Origin of the sequence: Rathayibacter sp. AY1C4 (assembly GCF_002932195.1) — a bacterium.
Lineage (GTDB): Bacteria > Actinomycetota > Actinomycetes > Actinomycetales > Microbacteriaceae > Rathayibacter.
In genome coordinates, this window is record NZ_PSWE01000001.1 from 64,021 (window position 1) to 79,120 (window position 15,100).

The window sequence follows — 15,100 nt, forward strand, 5'->3', positions numbered from 1 at the left end:
CTCTTGTGCGCCGAGCCGCCGGGGTCCACCATCGAGCGACGGCCCCCGCCCGGGGCGGCCGCACCCGACGGGTCAGGGGCGCCATGCGGTCGCGAGGTCTGCTCTTCTGCCTGATCCCGCCGATCCTCTGGGGCGGCATGCTGCCGGTCGCGGACAGCATCGCGGCGACGGTCGACTCCTTCTTCATGACTCTCATCCGCTACACCGCCGCCGCGGTCGTCCTCGCCCTGCTGCTCGCCCGGGCGGAGGGGCTCCGCGCCTTCCGGCTCGACGGCCGCGGGTGGCGGCTGGCGCTGCTCGGCGCCTCCGGATTCGCCGGCTTCGGACTGCTCGCCTTCACGGCTCTGCGGTTCACCTCGGCCCCGAACGTCAGCCTGATGATGGGGATGATGCCCGCGATCGGCGCGGTGCTCGCGAGCATCGGCGCGCGTCGCCTGCCGCCGGCCGCCACCGTCGGCTGCATCCTGCTCGCGCTCGCCGGAGTCGCGCTCGTCGTCACCCGCGGCGACGTCGCCCTCCTCCTCGACGGCGAGCTGGGGTTCGGCGAGCTGCTCGCCCTGCTCGGCGCGATCTGCTGGGTCGTCTACACGCGCGGAGCCGCGGCCTTCCCCGGCTGGTCGGCGCTGCGGTACTCGACGCTCACCACCGCGCTCGGCTGCCCCTCGATCGCCGTCGCGGTCGCCGTGGCGACAGCCACCGGCTCCGCGCGCCCGCCGACCGGTGCCGAGGTGCTCGCGGCCTGGCCGCAGCTGGCCTACCTGATCCTCCTGGCCGGCGTCGTCGCCGTGCTGCTGTGGAACACGGGCATCAAGCTGCTCGGCGCCCTCAACGGCACGCTCTTCCAGAACCTCGTCCCGGTGACGACCTTCGCGATCAGCATGGCGGGCGGCTACCGGCCGGGGCCCGTCGCCCTGCTCGGCGCGGCCATCGTCGTGACGGCGCTGCTGCTCAACAATTGGGCGACGCGGCGCGCGGCCGCGGTCGCCGCGCGTCCCGCGGCGGTGCCGGCTCCGGTGCGCTGAGCGCACCGCGGGAGCCTCCCGCTCGGGGCGGTCACTGGTCGGAGTTGCCGGCCCAGCGGACGGAGCCCTGCGCCTCCTCCTTGCTGATCGGGGACACGGTGCCGCAGTGCGAGCACTCGAGCAGGTAGCGGGTCGAGACGGTCAGGACGGGGACGAAGAAGAGCGAGAGGCGCGTCCGGCGGCGGAGGATCCGCTGCTCGTCGCGCTGCCCGCAGACGCGGCAGACGAAGACGAGCGTGCGGAGGAGGTCCTCGACGGCTCGGGTCCCGAAGATGAGGAGCATGCGTCCGAGCGTAGGGAGCAGGGCGCGCTCGGCGGAGGGGGTTGCCGGGGCGCCGTCGCCGCGAAGCGCCGGGCGCAGACGACCACGGCGAGCGCCGTCTCGAGCAGGTCGCCGCCGTAGAACAGCAGGAGCGCCGCCTGGCGTCCGGTCTCGTCCGGAGCCTCCGCGTAGAGCACGGTCGCGAGCAGCCCGTGCGCGGCGATGCCCGCTCCGAGCACCCCCAGGCGCAGGCCGAACGGGGCGCGGTGCGGGTTCGGATCGACTCCGGCGAGCGCCGCCGTCATCAGGCAGCCGCTGAGGAGGAAGTGCACGCTGAGCGCGAGGTGCAGCAGCGGATCGGCGTGCGCGGCGGCGAGCAGTCCGGTCGCGTGCACGAGCCAGAGGGAGCCCGTCGAGAGCAGGAGCGCCGTCACGGGGTGGGCGAGGAGACGGGCCGGGCGGCTCCGGAGCAGCCGCGAGAGCCGCCGGGCAGCCGTGACGTCGAGCGCCCGCAGGGCCAGGGTGACGGGGGCCGAGAGCACCAGGAGGAGCGGCGCGAGCATCCCGAGGACCAGGTGCGTCAGCATCGCCCCGCGCGGGTCCGCCTGCGACCACTCCGCGAGCGGACCCGCGAAGCAGAGCGCCGCGGTCGCGAGCCCGCCGAGGAGCAGGGCGGTGCGGTGCAGCGGCCACGGCCGTCCGCGCCGCCGCTCGAGTGCCGCCGCACCCCCTCCGAGCGCCGCCGCCGCGGCCAGCGGGACCAGGAGCAGCAGGCCCGGGTCGAGCAGGGAGTGGTCGGCGTGCGGGGTCACGCCGTCGCGCGCCGTCGCCGCGGCAGGAGGAGCAGCCCCGCCGCGAGCAGCACCGCTCCCGAGGCGATCCAGGCGGAGTCGTAGAGGAGCAGGTCGACGTCGTAGCGGACCTGGTGCACGCGGAGCAGCTTGTGGTCGACGACTCCGTCCCACAGCTGGAACAGTCCCGCCCCCGTGAGCCCCGCGGCCCACGCCGTGCGCGGACGCAGAGCGGATCGGCGCCGGGCGTCGGCGAGCAGGAAGCCGCCGCCGACGAGCGCGAGGAGCTCGGCCGCGTGCAGCAGCCCGTCCGAGAGCAGGCCGATCGCCGGGGTGGAGCGGTCGTAGAAGTGGTGCCAGGCGAGGATCTGGTGGAAGACGATCTCGTCGACGGCCGCCATGAGGCCGACTCCGATCAGGAAGGCGCCCTGGAACGCCCGGTCGCCGCGGAGTCCCCGGCCGCTCCGCCGCATCCGGTCCCCTCCCGATCGAGTGCCGGGGCCCCGGGATCCCGAGACCCCCGCGCCTCCTCCCGAGGCCCCGCCTTCAGGGAAGCGGACGCGCGGATCGCGGCCTAGAGGGTTGACTCCTCGCGCCCGCGCCGGTCGTGCTGCCCCTCCGCTACGGGCTGGGCCGACGAGGCGCAACCCCGCGCGAGGGGCGCTCCCGTTCGGGAGAGTGGAGGCATGCAGCAGCTGACCTACGCCTCCAAGAGCTTCGTGACGACCGACGCCGTGACCGAGGCCCTCCTCGACCTGGTGACCGCGATCGACCGCCAGGAGCACTCCGAAGCGGTCACGGTCCCGGCGTTCACCGAGGACGGCGAGCTCATCGAGGCGAAGATGACGCTCGATGCGAGCAGCGAGCTCGTCGCCGTCCCCGTCGAGGTCTCCATCAAGGACGAGGAGTCGACCACCGGCGCCGTCGAGGCCGCCGTCGAGGACATCCGCTCCCGCATCAAGAGCAACCGCGCCACGATCGCTCGCCCCGTGATCGACGAGGACCCGGAGCCCTACAACTACGAGGAGTTCTGAGGCGCGCCTGCGGGCCTCAGCACCTCCGCACTGAGGTGCCCGGATCTGCTCACGACACGCCGGACCTGCCAGCCGATGCGGGCAGCTCAGCGGCGGTCCTGGCCCTGCGCCTCTTGACCGCCGGCGCAGCAGGGAGTCGGATGAGGGCATGCGCGCGCTGGTCCCCGTCTCCGATCCGTGGTCCGTCGACGGGAGCGGGCGGACAGACGACGGGCCCGTCGACGACCTCTCGGTCCGCGCCGAGCGGGACGGCGGCTCGTACTCGGTCCGGACGCTGCGGCTGACCGGTGTCCGCCTCGGGCCGCGCGGCTCGGTGCACGGAGTGGTCACCGACCCGGTCGCGACGGCCACGCTCGCGATCGGCTCGCTCCTCCTCTCGGTGATCCCCGCCGGCCTGCCCGGGGACCGGACGCGAGCGGCGATGGTGGCGGCGGAGGCGCGGGCCCAGGAGCTGGCCGCCGACCGGCCCGCGTGGGACGTGAGCCCCCTCCCCCTCGACGGGATCGACTACGCGCTCTTCACCCGGACTGTGCCCGAGGGCGCCGTCGCCCACGCCGACCTCGGCTGGGCCGTCGTCGCGCTGTGGAGCACAGGCCCGCTCCCCCGGGGTCCCTTCCACCTGCTCGACGTCCCCGACGAGCCCGTCCCGCGCTGAGTCGCCCGGATCGGCTCGCGACACGCCGCAGCGGGGAGCCGATCCGGGCGACTCAGCGAACGGGTCAGCGCACTCAGCGCGGGGTCACGCGCCCGCGACCGTGGAGCCGCGCACCAGCAGCTCGGTCGGCAGCAACGTCACGCGCTGCACCTCCTCGCCGGCCAGGAGGCGCACCAGCACGTCCGCCATCGCCTCGCCGAGGCCCGTGGAGGGCTGGCGCACCGTGGTGAGGCGCGGCTCGCTCGCCTCGGCGAAGTAGTCGCCGTCGAATCCCGCGAGCGCGATGTCGCCCGGCACCGTGAGGCCGCGCTCGCGCAGCGCCGTCAGGGCGCCCGCCGCCATCTGGTCGTTGGAGGCGAAGACCGCGTCGATCGGCCGGCCGGAGTCGAGCAGGCGGCGCATCGCGGTCGCGCCGTCCTCGGGCGAGTAGTCGCCGTACTCGACGAGCGAGTCGTCGAGGCCCGCGGCGGTGACGGCCGAGCGCCAGCCGGCCAGGCGGTCGATCGCGGCGGGCATGTCCTGGCGGCTCGCGATCATCGCGGGGGCCGTGCGGCCGAGGCCCAGGAGGTGCTCGGTGACCGTGCGCGCCGCTCCGGTGTTGTCGACGTCGACGAAGTAGCTGCCGCCCTCCTCCGTCAGCGGCCGCCCGCCGAAGACCACGGGGAGCGAGGCGCCGAGCTGCGCGTAGGAGTGGTCGCCGCTGTGGTGCGAGACGACGAGCGCGCCGTCGACGTTGCCGCCGAGCAGGTAGCGCCGCGTCTTCTCGGGCGCTGCCTCGGACGCGATCACGATGGTGAGCGTGTACTCGGTGCCGGCGAAGGCCATCGCGGCGCCCTGCACGACCGAGGCGAGGAACGGATCCGCGAACACCTTCGCCGCCGACTCCGGCACCACGAGCGCGACGGTCTGCGTGCGGCGGCTGGCGAGGGAGCGCGCGGCGCGGTTGGGCACGTAGCCGAGCTGCTCGATCGCGGCGAGCACGGCCGTCCGGGCGCCGTCCTTCACGCGCGGGGAGTCGTTGACGACCCGGCTGACCGTCGCGCGGGAGACTCCGGCCAGCGCGGCGACGGCTTCGAGGGTCGGGGCGGCCGAGGCGGTGTCGTGGGTCATGCGGGCCTTCCTCGCGGGTGCCTCCGAGGCTAGCCGAGCGCCGGAGGAGTGGGCTCGTGCGGGGCGTCCGCGGCGTGAAGGGGCGCGGATCGCGGCCATTCGGGGGTGATGCGGGGCGGCGGAGCGGGCCGGCGGAGTGAGTCCGCGGCCTGCGAGGGCGCGGATCGAGGCCGTTCGGGGTGGCGCGAAGCGGTCGGGGGCGCTGCCTCGGCGATCACCGGCGCGACCGGCGCGCGGCGATCGATCGCACACTGGCGGAGGCCGGGAGCCTCGCGCCCGTCAGCGCCCGCGGCGGAAGCGCGCGAGGAAGCCCCGGAAGCGCTCGGCCTGCCGGTCGGTGAAGTCGTTCGACAGCCGGAACGCCTCGCTCATCGGATCCGCCCCATTCGCGACGTCGCGGATGGCGCGCAGCGCCTGCTCCGACGGCGTCGGCCCGTCCCCCGGACGCGGCTGCGCCGGCCCGCTCAAGGGGTCCTCGTCGCGCCCGTCCTTCGGCTCCATGTCGCCTCCTCCGCGCCAGCCTAGGCGGCGGGAGGTCGGGCCAGGAGGGCCGGACGGGGCGTGATCGAGGGGATCCTGCGCGGCAGCGGTCGGGATGCTCCGAGCACGACGACCGGCCGGGTCGCGAACCCACCGGCCGCCCAGTGCACTGCCCGATCCCTCACCGCAGCCCCCGACCCCCGGACCCGGAGCACCACGCCCCGGGCCCGAGGCCCCCGTCCCGCGGTCCGATGTCCCCCGACCCGGTCCCGCGGGAGTCTCCGGGCCTCAGCCCTTCACCGCTCCGCTCATGATGCCCGCGATGAGCTGGCGTCCGGCGAGGAGGAACAGCACCAGCAGCGGGATCACCGAGAGCACGGCGCCGGCCAGCACGATCGAGTAGTCGACGTAGTAGCCCGACTGCAGCTGCGCGAGCGCCGTCTGCAGGGTCGGGTTCGTGGGGCTGAGGACGATCAGCGGCCAGAGGAAGTCGGTCCACGCCATCATGAACGTGAAGAGCCCGAGGATCGCCATCGCCGGTCGTGCCGCCGGGACGGCGACGGTGAGGAACGTCCGGAACTGGTTCGCTCCGTCCACGCGCGCCGCCTCGATCAGCTCGTCCGGGATCACGTCGACCAGGTACTGCCGCATGAAGAACACGCCGAACGCGGTGACCAGCGTCGGCACGATCACGGCGCCGAGCGAGCCCGTCCAGCCGAGCTGCCGCATCAGGATGAACAGCGGGATGATGCCCAGCTGCGTCGGGATCGCCATGGTCGCGACCACTCCGATCATCAGGCCGTCGCGCCCGCGGAACCGCAGCTTCGCGAAGGCGTAGCCGGCGAGCGTCGAGAACGACACGACCGAGAGCGTGATGATCCCCGAGACGATGACGCTGTTCAGCAGCGCCGTCCAGAACGGGATCGCCGTCAGCACCTGCGACGCGTTGGCGAGGAAGTTGCCGCCCGGGACGAGCGGCAGGGTCTCGCTGCGGGTCGCGTTCGAGCCGCTCGCCACGACGAACGACCACCACAGCGGGTAGGTCGAGCCGAGGATGAAGGCGCTCAGCAGTCCGTAGGTGAGGAAGCCGGGGCGGTCGACGCGGCCGGCGCGGGAGGCGCGGACGCGGCGCACCGGGAAGGCGGCGGAGGTGGCGGGGGCGGTCATCGCTCGCTCTCGTTCTGGCCGAGGCCGGTGGTGGTGAGCAGGGGGTCCGCGGCGGCGATCTCGTCGGCGGTCGCGGGGCGGGCGGAGCGCCGCTTCGAGCGCTGCGAGATCCGGTTCTCGACGGAGGCGATCCGCCGCGAGATCGCGAAGTTCAGCAGGCCGATCAGCACGATCAGGAGGAACAGCAGCCACGCGATCGCGGCCGCCTCGCCGAAGTTCTGGCGGAAGAACGCCATCTCCCAGAGGTAGAGGACGGTGGTCTGGAACTGCCGGTCCGAGCCGCCGATGCCGCCCGCGTTCGACACGTCGAACAGGCGCGGCTCCGCGAAGATCTGCAGGCCGCCGATGGTGGCGGTGATGATCACGAAGATCAGGGTCGGCCGGATGCTGGGGATCGTGATCGAGCGGAAGCGGCGGAACGCGTTCGCCCCGTCGATCGCGGCCGACTCGTGCAGCTCGCGCGGCACGGCCTGCATGGCGGCGAGGAGGATGAGGGCGTTGTAGCCGGTCCAGCGCCAGTTGACCATCGTCGCGATCGCGACGTGGCTTGCGAGGCGGTCGTTCGTCCACTCGATCGGGCTGATGCCCACGAGGCCGATCAGATTGTTGATCAGGCCCTCCTGGTCGCTGAAGACGCTCGAGAAGATCAGCGCGACCGCGACCGGCGAGACGATGTACGGCAGCAGGACGCTCATCCGCCAGAAGGTGCTGGCCCGCAGCGCCTGGTCGAGGGCGGCCGCGAGCAGCAGCGCGACGGCGAGCTGCGGGATCGTGGAGAGCAGGAAGATGCTCAGCGTGTTGACGATCGAGTTCCAGAAGAAGCGGTCGCCGAGCACGGCCGCGAAGTTGGCGAACCCGACGAAGTCGCCCTGGCCCTGCAGCAGCTGCCAGTCGTAGAGCGACACGACGAGCGTGTAGACCAGCGGGAACGCTCCGGTGAGCGCGAAGAGCAGGAAGAACGGCGAGATGTAGAGGTAGGGCGAGGCCTTCACGTCGAAGCGGCTCGCGCGCTGGCGGAAGGTCAGCGGGAGTCGGGGCGCCGGGCGCCGCTTCCCCGCGGGGGGCGTCGCCGTGGCCGGCGGGGTGAGTGTGCTCGTCATGGCGCTCTCTTCGAGGTCGAGTCGGAGTCGGAGGGGATGCGGCGGGGCCGGAGAGGTCTCGGTCCGGCCGGCGGCAACGGTTCTCCCGTGCGGCGGGGCCGGCCGGAGATGCGGGCGGCCCGGCCGCACGGGGACCGGGAGGTCCGGTGGCGGCCGGACCTCCCGTGTCAGGTGGGCGTCGTCCCGGAGGCGTCAGCCCCCGGGCGTCGGCCCGACCGGATCAGTCGACGAGTTCGCCGAGGAGCTGGAGCGCCTCGTTCCAGCCCTCCTTGCCGTCGATCTCGCCGCGGTCGACCTTCTGCAGGACCGGTCCGAAGACGTTCTCCTGGATCAGCGAGTCGTCCGGGCCCTTGTACTGGGCGACGACGCCCTCGGCGCGCTGCGCGAGGATCGCGCCGGTCGGGGAGTCGTTCATGCCGGGGTCGGGAGCGGCCGCCGAGGCGAGCTCCTTCTGCGCGTCGAGGGTGCTCGGGAACGGTCCGGCCGCCTCGAACGCCTTCAGCTGCTGCTCCGGCTCACTGAGCCACGACGCCAGCGCGGCGGCCTCAGCGGGGTGCTTCGACTGGGTCGGGACCGAGAGGAACGAGCCGCCCCAGTTGGCGGGGCCGCCGGGGAAGACGTCGGCGAAGTCCCAGCCGGTGGCCTCGGCGTTCCCGCCGCCGGCCTCGACGTTGCTCTTCAGCGTGCCGAACATCCAGCCCGGGCAGACGAAGGTGGCGAAGGTCTGGTCGGTGAACGACTTGCCCTTGTTCCAGTCCCACGCCTTCTGCGCGGCCGACAGCCCGGAGGCGGTGGCGTCGGTCAGCTGGCCCCAGCGCTCCTCGAGCTCCGAGTTGCCCTCGACGTTCAGCTCGCCGTCGGAGGTGTAGTACCCCTCGGGCAGCTGGTTGACCATGGCGTTCCAGACGAATCCGGAGTGGTCGAACCAGGCCTTGCCGGTGGCGTCGTGGTACTTCTGGCCGGCGGCGAAGTAGTCGTCCCAGGTCGCGTCCGGTCCGCCGAGCATCTCGGCGACGGCGGCGCGGTCGGTGGGCATGCCGGCGGCCTCGAAGGCGGCCGTGTTGTAGCAGAGGCCCTCGGGTCCGATGTCGGTGCCGTAGCCGATGACGCGTCCATCGGGGTCGGTCGCCTGCTCGTACTTCCAGTCGACCCAGTCGGCCTTGCGGTCCTCGATGCCGTGGTCGCGCAGGTCGACGAACTGGTCCGAGACCTCCATGACGGAGCCGAGCCAGCCCTCCTCGATGGCGACGACGTCGGCGAGTCCGGAGCCGGCGGCGAGCTTCGTGAACGCGTCGGTCCGCGCGTTGCCGCCGGTGTCGATGTTGTTCGGGACGATGGTGATCCCCGGGTTGGCGTCCTCGTACTCGCCGTAGAGCTCGTCGAAGCCCATGGCGTTGAACGTGGTGACGGTCAGCTCGATCTCGCCGCCCTCGGAGGCGTCGGATCCCGACGAGCATCCGGTGACGATCAGGGCGAGGGCCGAGGCGCCGGCGATCGCCGCGGCGATCCTGGTGCGTCGTGAATAGGGCACGGTCACTCCTTCGTGATGGTGGTGGGGCACCCCTGGGAGCGCTCTCACGCGTGCTGTTCCGCGAATGTGAGAGCGCTCTCACGAGGTGTGCGGCGAGCTTACGCACGCCCCCGCGGAGAGGTCAAGCGTTTTCGAGAGAGCGCTCTCATCGATTTGATGGTCCGCGCCCAGCCGCGCGCCTCCCCGCCGCCCTCGCCCCCGCGAGAACGCAAAAGTCGCGGTACTCGAACGCGAGTACCGCGACTTCCGTGGACTCACCGCCCCCTGCCGATCGAGTAGCGGCTACTCGACCAGCAGGGCCGACCTCAGCCCACCAGCACCGCGAAGCCCTGCGCGGGCAGCTGCACGGACACGGCTCCGGACGGCGCCGTCTCGCTCACGAGCGCGCCGTCCTGCGAGTAGACGCGCAGGGTGCCGGAGCCGCCCGAGACGCCGATCGCCGTGGTGCGCACCCCGTCGGTGGAGTTGCGGATCAGCTCGGTGCGGCCGCCCTCTCCTCCGACCACGAGGCGCGTGACCAGAGGTCGCACCAGCATGGCGTCGAGGCGGGTCGACGACGCTGAGCACCAGCACGCGGCCGCGCTCGGCGAGCACCCGCTCGACCCCCGAGATGAAGGAGGGGAAGAACGGGTCGGCCGCGATGACCGCCGGGTCGCGCGCCACGACGAGGCCCACCGCGAAGGAGACGCTGGTGGAGAGGGAGCGGGCCGTGAGGCTGGGCCGATAGCCGAGCTCGGCGGCGACGCGGAGGATCCGCTCGCGGGAGTCGGGCGAGACGCCCGGCCGGTCGTTGAGCGCGAACGAGACGAACGCCTTGCTCACGCCGGCCTCGCGCGCGACGTCGAGGATCGTCGGTCTGCCCGCCATGGGAGCTCCTTCGCTCGTCGCCGCATCTGAACCGGTTTTGTAAACCGGTTCCGAGCGCCGTAGCAGGGAGGCGGGCGGAGGAGAAGAGGGAGGTGGGTGAGGCGGTGCACGTGCCACCTGGAGCCTGTTTCCCGCCTGTCCCCGGTGCTGGGACGTGCACGCGTCGGCCGGTCGCTACGGTGTCGGACGCCTGTGCATGGGCGCCCGGGATGGCCGCCGAGCGAGTGGCTCCAGGCCGCTCACGGAACGGTCGAGCGACGGAGTCTGAGAGCCCTCCGCGTCCCGGCTCCGGCACGGCTGGCTGGTGCTGGAGTGTCCCGGTGCCCGGTGACCCCGCAGGCACTCCCCCGACCCGAGAGAGAGAACGATCATGGCCCGCCCCCACTCCGCCAGCCGCACCACGAGCGAGCAGCGCACCGAGCACGCCGAGCAGTACTCGGCCGGAGCGCGCTACGCGTCGGAGGCGTTCGGCACGTTCCTCCTGGTCGCCGGCGGCGTCGGCACCGCGGTCTTCGCCTCCGCCTTCCCCGACTCCGGCAACGCGCTCGGAGTCGGCTTCCTCGGCGTCGCCCTCGCCTTCGGCCTCACCGTGATGGCCGGCATCTACGCCGTCGGCCACATCTCCGGCGGCCACTTCAACCCCGCCGTCAGCATCGGTCTCGCCATCGCCGGCCGTACCGAGTGGAAGCACATCCCCGGCTACATCGTCAGCCAGATCCTCGGCGGACTCGTCGGAGCCGCAGTGGTCTTCCTCGTCGCCGCCGACGGCCCCGCCGGCTACCTCGCCGCCGCCCGCGATTCCGGCTTCGCCTCCAACGGCTACGGCGCCGCCTCCCCCGGCGGCTTCGGCCTCGGTGCAGTCCTGCTGACCGAGATCGTCCTGACCGCCGTCTTCGTCGCGGTCATCCTCTCCGTCACCGCCAAGAGCGAGTACAAGGCCGTCGCGCCGCTCGCCATCGGCTTCACGCTGACGCTCGTGCACCTGATCAGCATCCCGGTGAGCAACACGTCGGTGAACCCGGCGCGGTCGATCGCTGCCGCGGTCTTCGCGGGGCCGGATGCGCTCGGGCAGGTGTGGGTGTTCCTGGTGGCGCCGATCGTGGGCGCGGCGATCGCGGGGGTGGGGACGAAGGTGCTGAACCGGCGGAAGTAGGGGTGGGAGCGTGCTCGGCACTGATGGGCAAGGAGAGCCCGACAGAAGCACAATGCCATGAGCGACCCCCTCTCAAAGCAGACGAGAGCAGCGAATCGCACACGAAGAGCTAACGCGCCGCTCGGCAAAGGGCGACTGATGGCTGCGAAGCCTCGCACAGCAGCCAGTGTGCAGCGCATCATCGTAAGCAGCCCGACCGCGAACGCACTGGCAGCACCACCGGACAACGTTTCCGAGATCACGACTGGATACGAACAGCCGATCGGGCCTTGATCGATTCGACTCACTCGTTCCGCAACGGGAACCCGCCTACAGACGCAGGCCGAGACGTCCTGAAACGAGTCGCGATCCGGAACGAGTGCGCGCCTGGACTACTGCGGGTCGTGGGCTTGGGCGTGCCTGGCGACAACGCGTCCAACAACCGAAGGTTCTCTACAACCCGCCCGACATGTCCCCGGACCCGGCTCCCTACGAGAGATCACCTCGGCCGCCGCTCTCCGAGTCGGACAGGTGTTGCTAGTCGCGGTCAACTCAACACATCACCGAACTCGCCTTCAGTCCACCCCCGGCTGTGGAGCAGGCATCTCTACTCTTGAATGGCGGTCTCGACCGCGGCGGTCGAGTGCGTTCGACTCGCGAGTCGAAGGGTGATGGGACCTCGAGCTCTTTCGTGCAGCCACGACGCATTGTGGCGTAGGCCGTCGATGCTGGCCAGCGCTGGCGGCGCTGGCGGCGCTCGCGGGAGTACACACCAAGACCTAGATCCGGTAGCGTCGCGAGCATGAAGGTATTCATTAGCTGGTCCGGGTCCGCAGAGCAGCGCGTAGCCGAGGCGCTGCGAGATGCGTTGGGAAGTGTGTGCGCGGGCGAAGTTGAACCGTTCGTATCGAGTCAGGACATCCCGCTTGGCGAGCGCGGCATCCCGATGATCGAGGCCAAGCTCTCCTCCACGGACTACGGCATCGTGGTGCTGTCCTCCGGGAACAAGGGTCGCCCATGGATCAACTACGAGGGCGGCGCGCTCGCTACGCTACTCAACCGGCGAGTCGCTGTCGTGCTGATGGACCTCAGCCGCGCGGACGTCGACACGCCGCTGGCGCCCTTCCAGTCTGCTCGCTTCCATGATCGCGACGAGATGTTGCGCCTGTTCACCGAGATTGCGCAACATGCTCGAGCGTCGTTCCCAACCGGTACCGTCGCCACGCTTTTCGACGCGGCGTGGAGCTCAATTCAGCAGTCGTGGATTCCGAATCAGGATGCCACGCCGAAGCGGTCTCGTTCGTCGCAAGACATGTTGGAGGAACTGGTCGAGCGGGTCCGGTCGATCGAAACAAGTCAGGCTCGGTCCTTCAAGCAGCTCCGCGCCGAAGACGAACCTTCGCGGGGACTAAAAATTGTACGGGAGTGGGCGGCCGAGAACGGCTACGATATTTCTTCCCGTGGCCCCGTCTCTGCGCAAATACTTGAGGCGTATGACGCCGCGCACTAGTGCGGCACTACCGTCGACCATCGGACGTCGAGGTATCCCCGGGTCACAGGCCGTAAGCGGAACCACATGAATTGGTGCCCCTGAGGAATTCTCCACTTATGCCATTTTGCAGTTTCTGCAACTCGGATGGACCAGCACGCACATGTTCGGCTCTCGAAAATGGTGAGATAACTATCGTCGAGCTGATACTGAGTTTTGTATTGGCGGCGTCGATTCAGAGGAGCTTGTCGCCTTACGTGTTATGGTGCGCGTCGGCACGGAGCGGCGGAAAACGCTGGTCCACTGACTTCCGAACGATTGTGTATTTGAATAAGTGAAGGAATTTCAGTCCTCGCTGCGGGAAACACGTCGTTCAAGGTATTGCTGAACCCCGCGACGCGCGTGGCACCCTTACTCCCGACGTCCCGATCGGTAAGGGAGTCGACGTAATGACGCTTGGGCATCTGCTCTCGAGGAAGAACGGGATTGTCCCCTCCTGATCTGAGGGCGACCCGTGGGCCGCACGTCGACCTCACACAATCTATGCTCACGGGAACGTCCTCGAGCACGACGTCGCCCTCCACCTCGGCGCGGCGGGCGATAGATGTGCCTCGACCACGAGGTCGTTAAGGACGGTACGCCTGTGATAGGCGCGCCGCTGTAGAGCATTCCGAGGGCGGGGCGACGCGCCCGGGCGTGTCGCCCCGCTAAAACAGGCCATTCCCGTCTATAACAGTGGATGACTCTTCTCGATTCACGTCTCTTCACAGGTTCGCGAGCTTCAGCCTGTGAATAAATGAGGGAAGAATAGATGAGTATCTACGCAAATGTAACTACTAGATCTGTTGACTGACCTTAAGCCTGCGCCCACATGTAGGGCTGATCACGAGCGAGGCGGGTCCACCCGCCTAATGCATTGAATCCCGCCGGGAACCGTCGGCGGTACCAATGAGCACGGCGGGGCGGAAGCGCAACAGGCGACGAAAGCTGACGGCGTTTTCGGGCCGAGCGCCTTTGTCATTCCCGCCGTACTGCAACCGCAAAGCGGCCGATCCTACGCCGGCACTTCAAGAGGCTGGTACGGCGATGCAATACGCTGCACAAGAATTGCTTCATCGACAAAAGTAGGGGAAGACCTGGCATTGGATTGCAGCAGGCCCGAACGTAAAGAGCCGTCGTCCCCACCGCTTCTCGAAAGCTAGTTTCCAACGACGTGGTAGCGGTGCCGACCTGAGAACCACAGCCCGGTCTTGAACGACCGACGGTAAGTTCCGACGAATCCGATCGGCTTGACGAATACGTCGACCTTCCAAGAGAGGCCGTCGACCACCGGCAAGACATCCCCGCGGTTCTTCAGGTCTAAGTACCAGGAATCCGCCGCAGAGGTGACGAATACCGCTTGCCTTCCGCTCGGCCCTCTCGGAAGCAGGTAGGCGTTCGAATCCACCTCGCCTTGTTGCCCAAGGTGACCCGAGAGGTGCAGCGAGTCCCCCTCCAGAAAGTTAATCCACTCGTAGCTCCGCGCGTTTGGCGACGCCAGGTACTCCTGCAGCCACCGGTGCCAGCGGTCAGGCAGAGGTTTCCCCGACTCGGACGACGGAGCGCAAGGCTCTCCAGGACGACCGACCGGGAACACGGCACGGCGCCGAAGCAGCCACGCGAGGATCACGTCGAGGTTGCCGTCCGCATCCCACACCTCCGCGACCAACCGGAGCGTGGGGTCCTCCGTCGGCTTGCCCGCGTCGTACCACCACATCAGCCCGCGATCCGGGCGGGTCCAGCCGAGGCGGTACAGCAACAGTTGCTGCAGCGCTGACCAGTAGCCCAGCGACTGAGGGTGCGGGTCCCCTCGCAACGGTGCGGCTGGGATCCGTCCATACGAACTGTCGAAGCTCACTGCGCGCAGCACATCGGGTACCCCCCAGAACCACTCGAACTGGCCCCCGAGGTCAGCGTCACGAGGAGTCGCCCTTGCGGCGTCGCTCGAGAAGCGCGTTCGCTCGATCAGCTGATTCGTATCCACCACCATTGCCCCCATGCTCGCTCGGAAGACCGGCGCATCAACACTAAGTAGACGAACACCTTCGTGGCCGACGTGCGCCTCTATCAGTTCATTACGTCACCAACTCGAACAGAACCTGCCTGCACTGGCAAGACCATACTGAGCTCTAGAGCCTGCAAACCACGCCGCGCCGGACCCCAGCAACGACGGAGACCCGTCAGCTCGATCGCGACGGCACCTCCCTTGCGCCCTTCTTGCCCGCTAGCTGGGAGGCGTGGAGGTGGCGGTGGCGAAGTCGAAGCAACAGGCATCCAAGCTCTGGGCAGACCGACAACACATCGATCCCTCACCATGGACGCGCAGGGCGTCTCCCCGTGCGTGCGGGAAGGATCCTCTGCGTGATTCGCAGGCCGCACGGAAGTGCGACTAGTTGCGAAACCCCCGAACCCGCGAGGACA

General features: G+C 70.0%; 15 protein-coding genes and 1 pseudogene. 5 read left to right on the top strand and 11 right to left on the bottom strand.

The window, feature by feature from the left end:
* Nucleotides 1-83: 83 nt before the first annotated feature.
* Complete coding sequence (locus C5C99_RS00305; protein ID WP_104260538.1) at nucleotides 84-1,022, top strand: DMT family transporter; 939 nt, start codon at nucleotides 84-86, stop codon at nucleotides 1,020-1,022.
* Between the two features lie 31 nt (nucleotides 1,023-1,053).
* Here the strand turns inward: C5C99_RS00305 and C5C99_RS17655 are convergent, their stop codons facing one another.
* The 3 genes from C5C99_RS17655 to C5C99_RS00320 are packed head-to-tail and all read right to left on the bottom strand — an operon-like array spanning nucleotide 1,054 to nucleotide 2,548.
* Entirely contained in the window at nucleotides 1,054-1,212 is a 159-nt protein-coding gene (locus tag C5C99_RS17655; protein WP_374953265.1) for a hypothetical protein, read from the bottom strand.
* Entirely contained in the window at nucleotides 1,164-2,096 is a 933-nt protein-coding gene (locus C5C99_RS00315) for a cytochrome c oxidase assembly protein (RefSeq protein ID WP_104339409.1), read from the bottom strand. The genes C5C99_RS17655 and C5C99_RS00315 overlap by 49 nt, the downstream gene beginning before the upstream one ends.
* Nucleotides 2,093-2,548: a DUF2243 domain-containing protein gene (locus C5C99_RS00320; RefSeq protein ID WP_104223966.1), complete on the bottom strand. Its 456-nt coding sequence runs from the start codon at nucleotides 2,546-2,548 to the stop codon at nucleotides 2,093-2,095. The genes C5C99_RS00315 and C5C99_RS00320 overlap by 4 nt, the downstream gene beginning before the upstream one ends.
* Nucleotides 2,549-2,761: 213 nt before the next feature.
* Between C5C99_RS00320 and C5C99_RS00325 the strand changes: the two genes are divergently transcribed.
* The gene (locus C5C99_RS00325; RefSeq protein WP_104223965.1) at nucleotides 2,762-3,109 is read left to right on the top strand and encodes a hypothetical protein; all 348 of its coding nucleotides are present in this window, start codon (nucleotides 2,762-2,764) and stop codon (nucleotides 3,107-3,109) included.
* Nucleotides 3,110-3,257: 148 nt separating this feature from the next.
* Nucleotides 3,258-3,764, top strand: coding sequence for a hypothetical protein (locus tag C5C99_RS00330; protein ID WP_104339410.1), 507 nt, complete (start codon nucleotides 3,258-3,260; stop codon nucleotides 3,762-3,764).
* Between the two features lie 84 nt (nucleotides 3,765-3,848).
* On the opposite strand, the gene C5C99_RS00335 is transcribed toward C5C99_RS00330, so the two are convergent.
* The 7 genes and pseudogenes from C5C99_RS00335 to C5C99_RS17385 all read right to left on the bottom strand — a co-directional run.
* A complete protein-coding gene (locus C5C99_RS00335; protein ID WP_104288013.1) occupies nucleotides 3,849-4,874 on the bottom strand; it encodes a LacI family DNA-binding transcriptional regulator in 1,026 nt (341 codons plus the stop codon).
* 279 nt (nucleotides 4,875-5,153) lie between these two features.
* Entirely contained in the window at nucleotides 5,154-5,375 is a 222-nt protein-coding gene (locus C5C99_RS00340) for a hypothetical protein (RefSeq protein WP_104339411.1), read from the bottom strand.
* Nucleotides 5,376-5,642: 267 nt separating this feature from the next.
* Nucleotides 5,643-6,521: a carbohydrate ABC transporter permease gene (locus C5C99_RS00345; protein WP_104223961.1), complete on the bottom strand. Its 879-nt coding sequence runs from the start codon at nucleotides 6,519-6,521 to the stop codon at nucleotides 5,643-5,645.
* A complete protein-coding gene (locus C5C99_RS00350; protein ID WP_104225835.1) occupies nucleotides 6,518-7,621 on the bottom strand; it encodes a carbohydrate ABC transporter permease in 1,104 nt (367 codons plus the stop codon). Before C5C99_RS00350 ends, C5C99_RS00345 begins: the two co-directional genes overlap by 4 nt.
* 220 nt (nucleotides 7,622-7,841) lie before the next feature.
* Nucleotides 7,842-9,152, bottom strand: coding sequence for an ABC transporter substrate-binding protein (locus tag C5C99_RS00355; RefSeq protein WP_104339412.1), 1,311 nt, complete (start codon nucleotides 9,150-9,152; stop codon nucleotides 7,842-7,844).
* Between the two features lie 305 nt (nucleotides 9,153-9,457).
* Nucleotides 9,458-9,688, bottom strand: coding sequence for a hypothetical protein (locus C5C99_RS17380; protein ID WP_258063257.1), 231 nt, complete (start codon nucleotides 9,686-9,688; stop codon nucleotides 9,458-9,460).
* 190 nt (nucleotides 9,689-9,878) lie between these two features.
* A pseudogene (locus C5C99_RS17385) lies at nucleotides 9,879-10,019 on the bottom strand (LacI family DNA-binding transcriptional regulator); the annotation flags it as partial.
* Nucleotides 10,020-10,389: 370 nt separating this feature from the next.
* Here C5C99_RS17385 and aqpZ point away from each other — a divergent pair.
* Nucleotides 10,390-11,172, top strand: a complete 783-nt coding sequence (gene aqpZ, locus C5C99_RS00365; protein ID WP_104339414.1) for an aquaporin Z — start codon at nucleotides 10,390-10,392, stop codon at nucleotides 11,170-11,172.
* Nucleotides 11,173-11,953: 781 nt separating this feature from the next.
* The gene (locus C5C99_RS00370; RefSeq protein ID WP_104339415.1) at nucleotides 11,954-12,661 is read left to right on the top strand and encodes a histone-like nucleoid-structuring protein Lsr2; all 708 of its coding nucleotides are present in this window, start codon (nucleotides 11,954-11,956) and stop codon (nucleotides 12,659-12,661) included.
* A 1,177-nt stretch (nucleotides 12,662-13,838) separates the two neighbouring features.
* On the opposite strand, the gene C5C99_RS00375 is transcribed toward C5C99_RS00370, so the two are convergent.
* Nucleotides 13,839-14,669: a hypothetical protein gene (locus C5C99_RS00375; protein ID WP_146085447.1), complete on the bottom strand. Its 831-nt coding sequence runs from the start codon at nucleotides 14,667-14,669 to the stop codon at nucleotides 13,839-13,841.
* Between the last annotated feature and the right edge of the window lie 431 nt (nucleotides 14,670-15,100).

Coding starts and splice junctions, on each gene's coding strand:
- C5C99_RS00305 (WP_104260538.1), top strand. CDS start 84: ATGCGGTCGCGAGGTCTGCTCTTCTGCCTGATCCCGCCGATCCTCTGG.
- C5C99_RS00320 (WP_104223966.1), bottom strand. CDS start 2,548: ATGCGGCGGAGCGGCCGGGGACTCCGCGGCGACCGGGCGTTCCAGGGC.
- C5C99_RS00325 (WP_104223965.1), top strand. CDS start 2,762: ATGCAGCAGCTGACCTACGCCTCCAAGAGCTTCGTGACGACCGACGCC.
- C5C99_RS00330 (WP_104339410.1), top strand. CDS start 3,258: ATGCGCGCGCTGGTCCCCGTCTCCGATCCGTGGTCCGTCGACGGGAGC.
- C5C99_RS00335 (WP_104288013.1), bottom strand. CDS start 4,874: ATGACCCACGACACCGCCTCGGCCGCCCCGACCCTCGAAGCCGTCGCC.
- C5C99_RS00340 (WP_104339411.1), bottom strand. CDS start 5,375: ATGGAGCCGAAGGACGGGCGCGACGAGGACCCCTTGAGCGGGCCGGCG.
- C5C99_RS00345 (WP_104223961.1), bottom strand. CDS start 6,521: ATGACCGCCCCCGCCACCTCCGCCGCCTTCCCGGTGCGCCGCGTCCGC.
- C5C99_RS00350 (WP_104225835.1), bottom strand. CDS start 7,621: ATGACGAGCACACTCACCCCGCCGGCCACGGCGACGCCCCCCGCGGGG.
- C5C99_RS17380 (WP_258063257.1), bottom strand. CDS start 9,688: ATGCTGGTGCGACCTCTGGTCACGCGCCTCGTGGTCGGAGGAGAGGGC.
- aqpZ (WP_104339414.1), top strand. CDS start 10,390: ATGGCCCGCCCCCACTCCGCCAGCCGCACCACGAGCGAGCAGCGCACC.
- C5C99_RS00370 (WP_104339415.1), top strand. CDS start 11,954: ATGAAGGTATTCATTAGCTGGTCCGGGTCCGCAGAGCAGCGCGTAGCC.
- C5C99_RS00375 (WP_146085447.1), bottom strand. CDS start 14,669: ATGGTGGTGGATACGAATCAGCTGATCGAGCGAACGCGCTTCTCGAGC.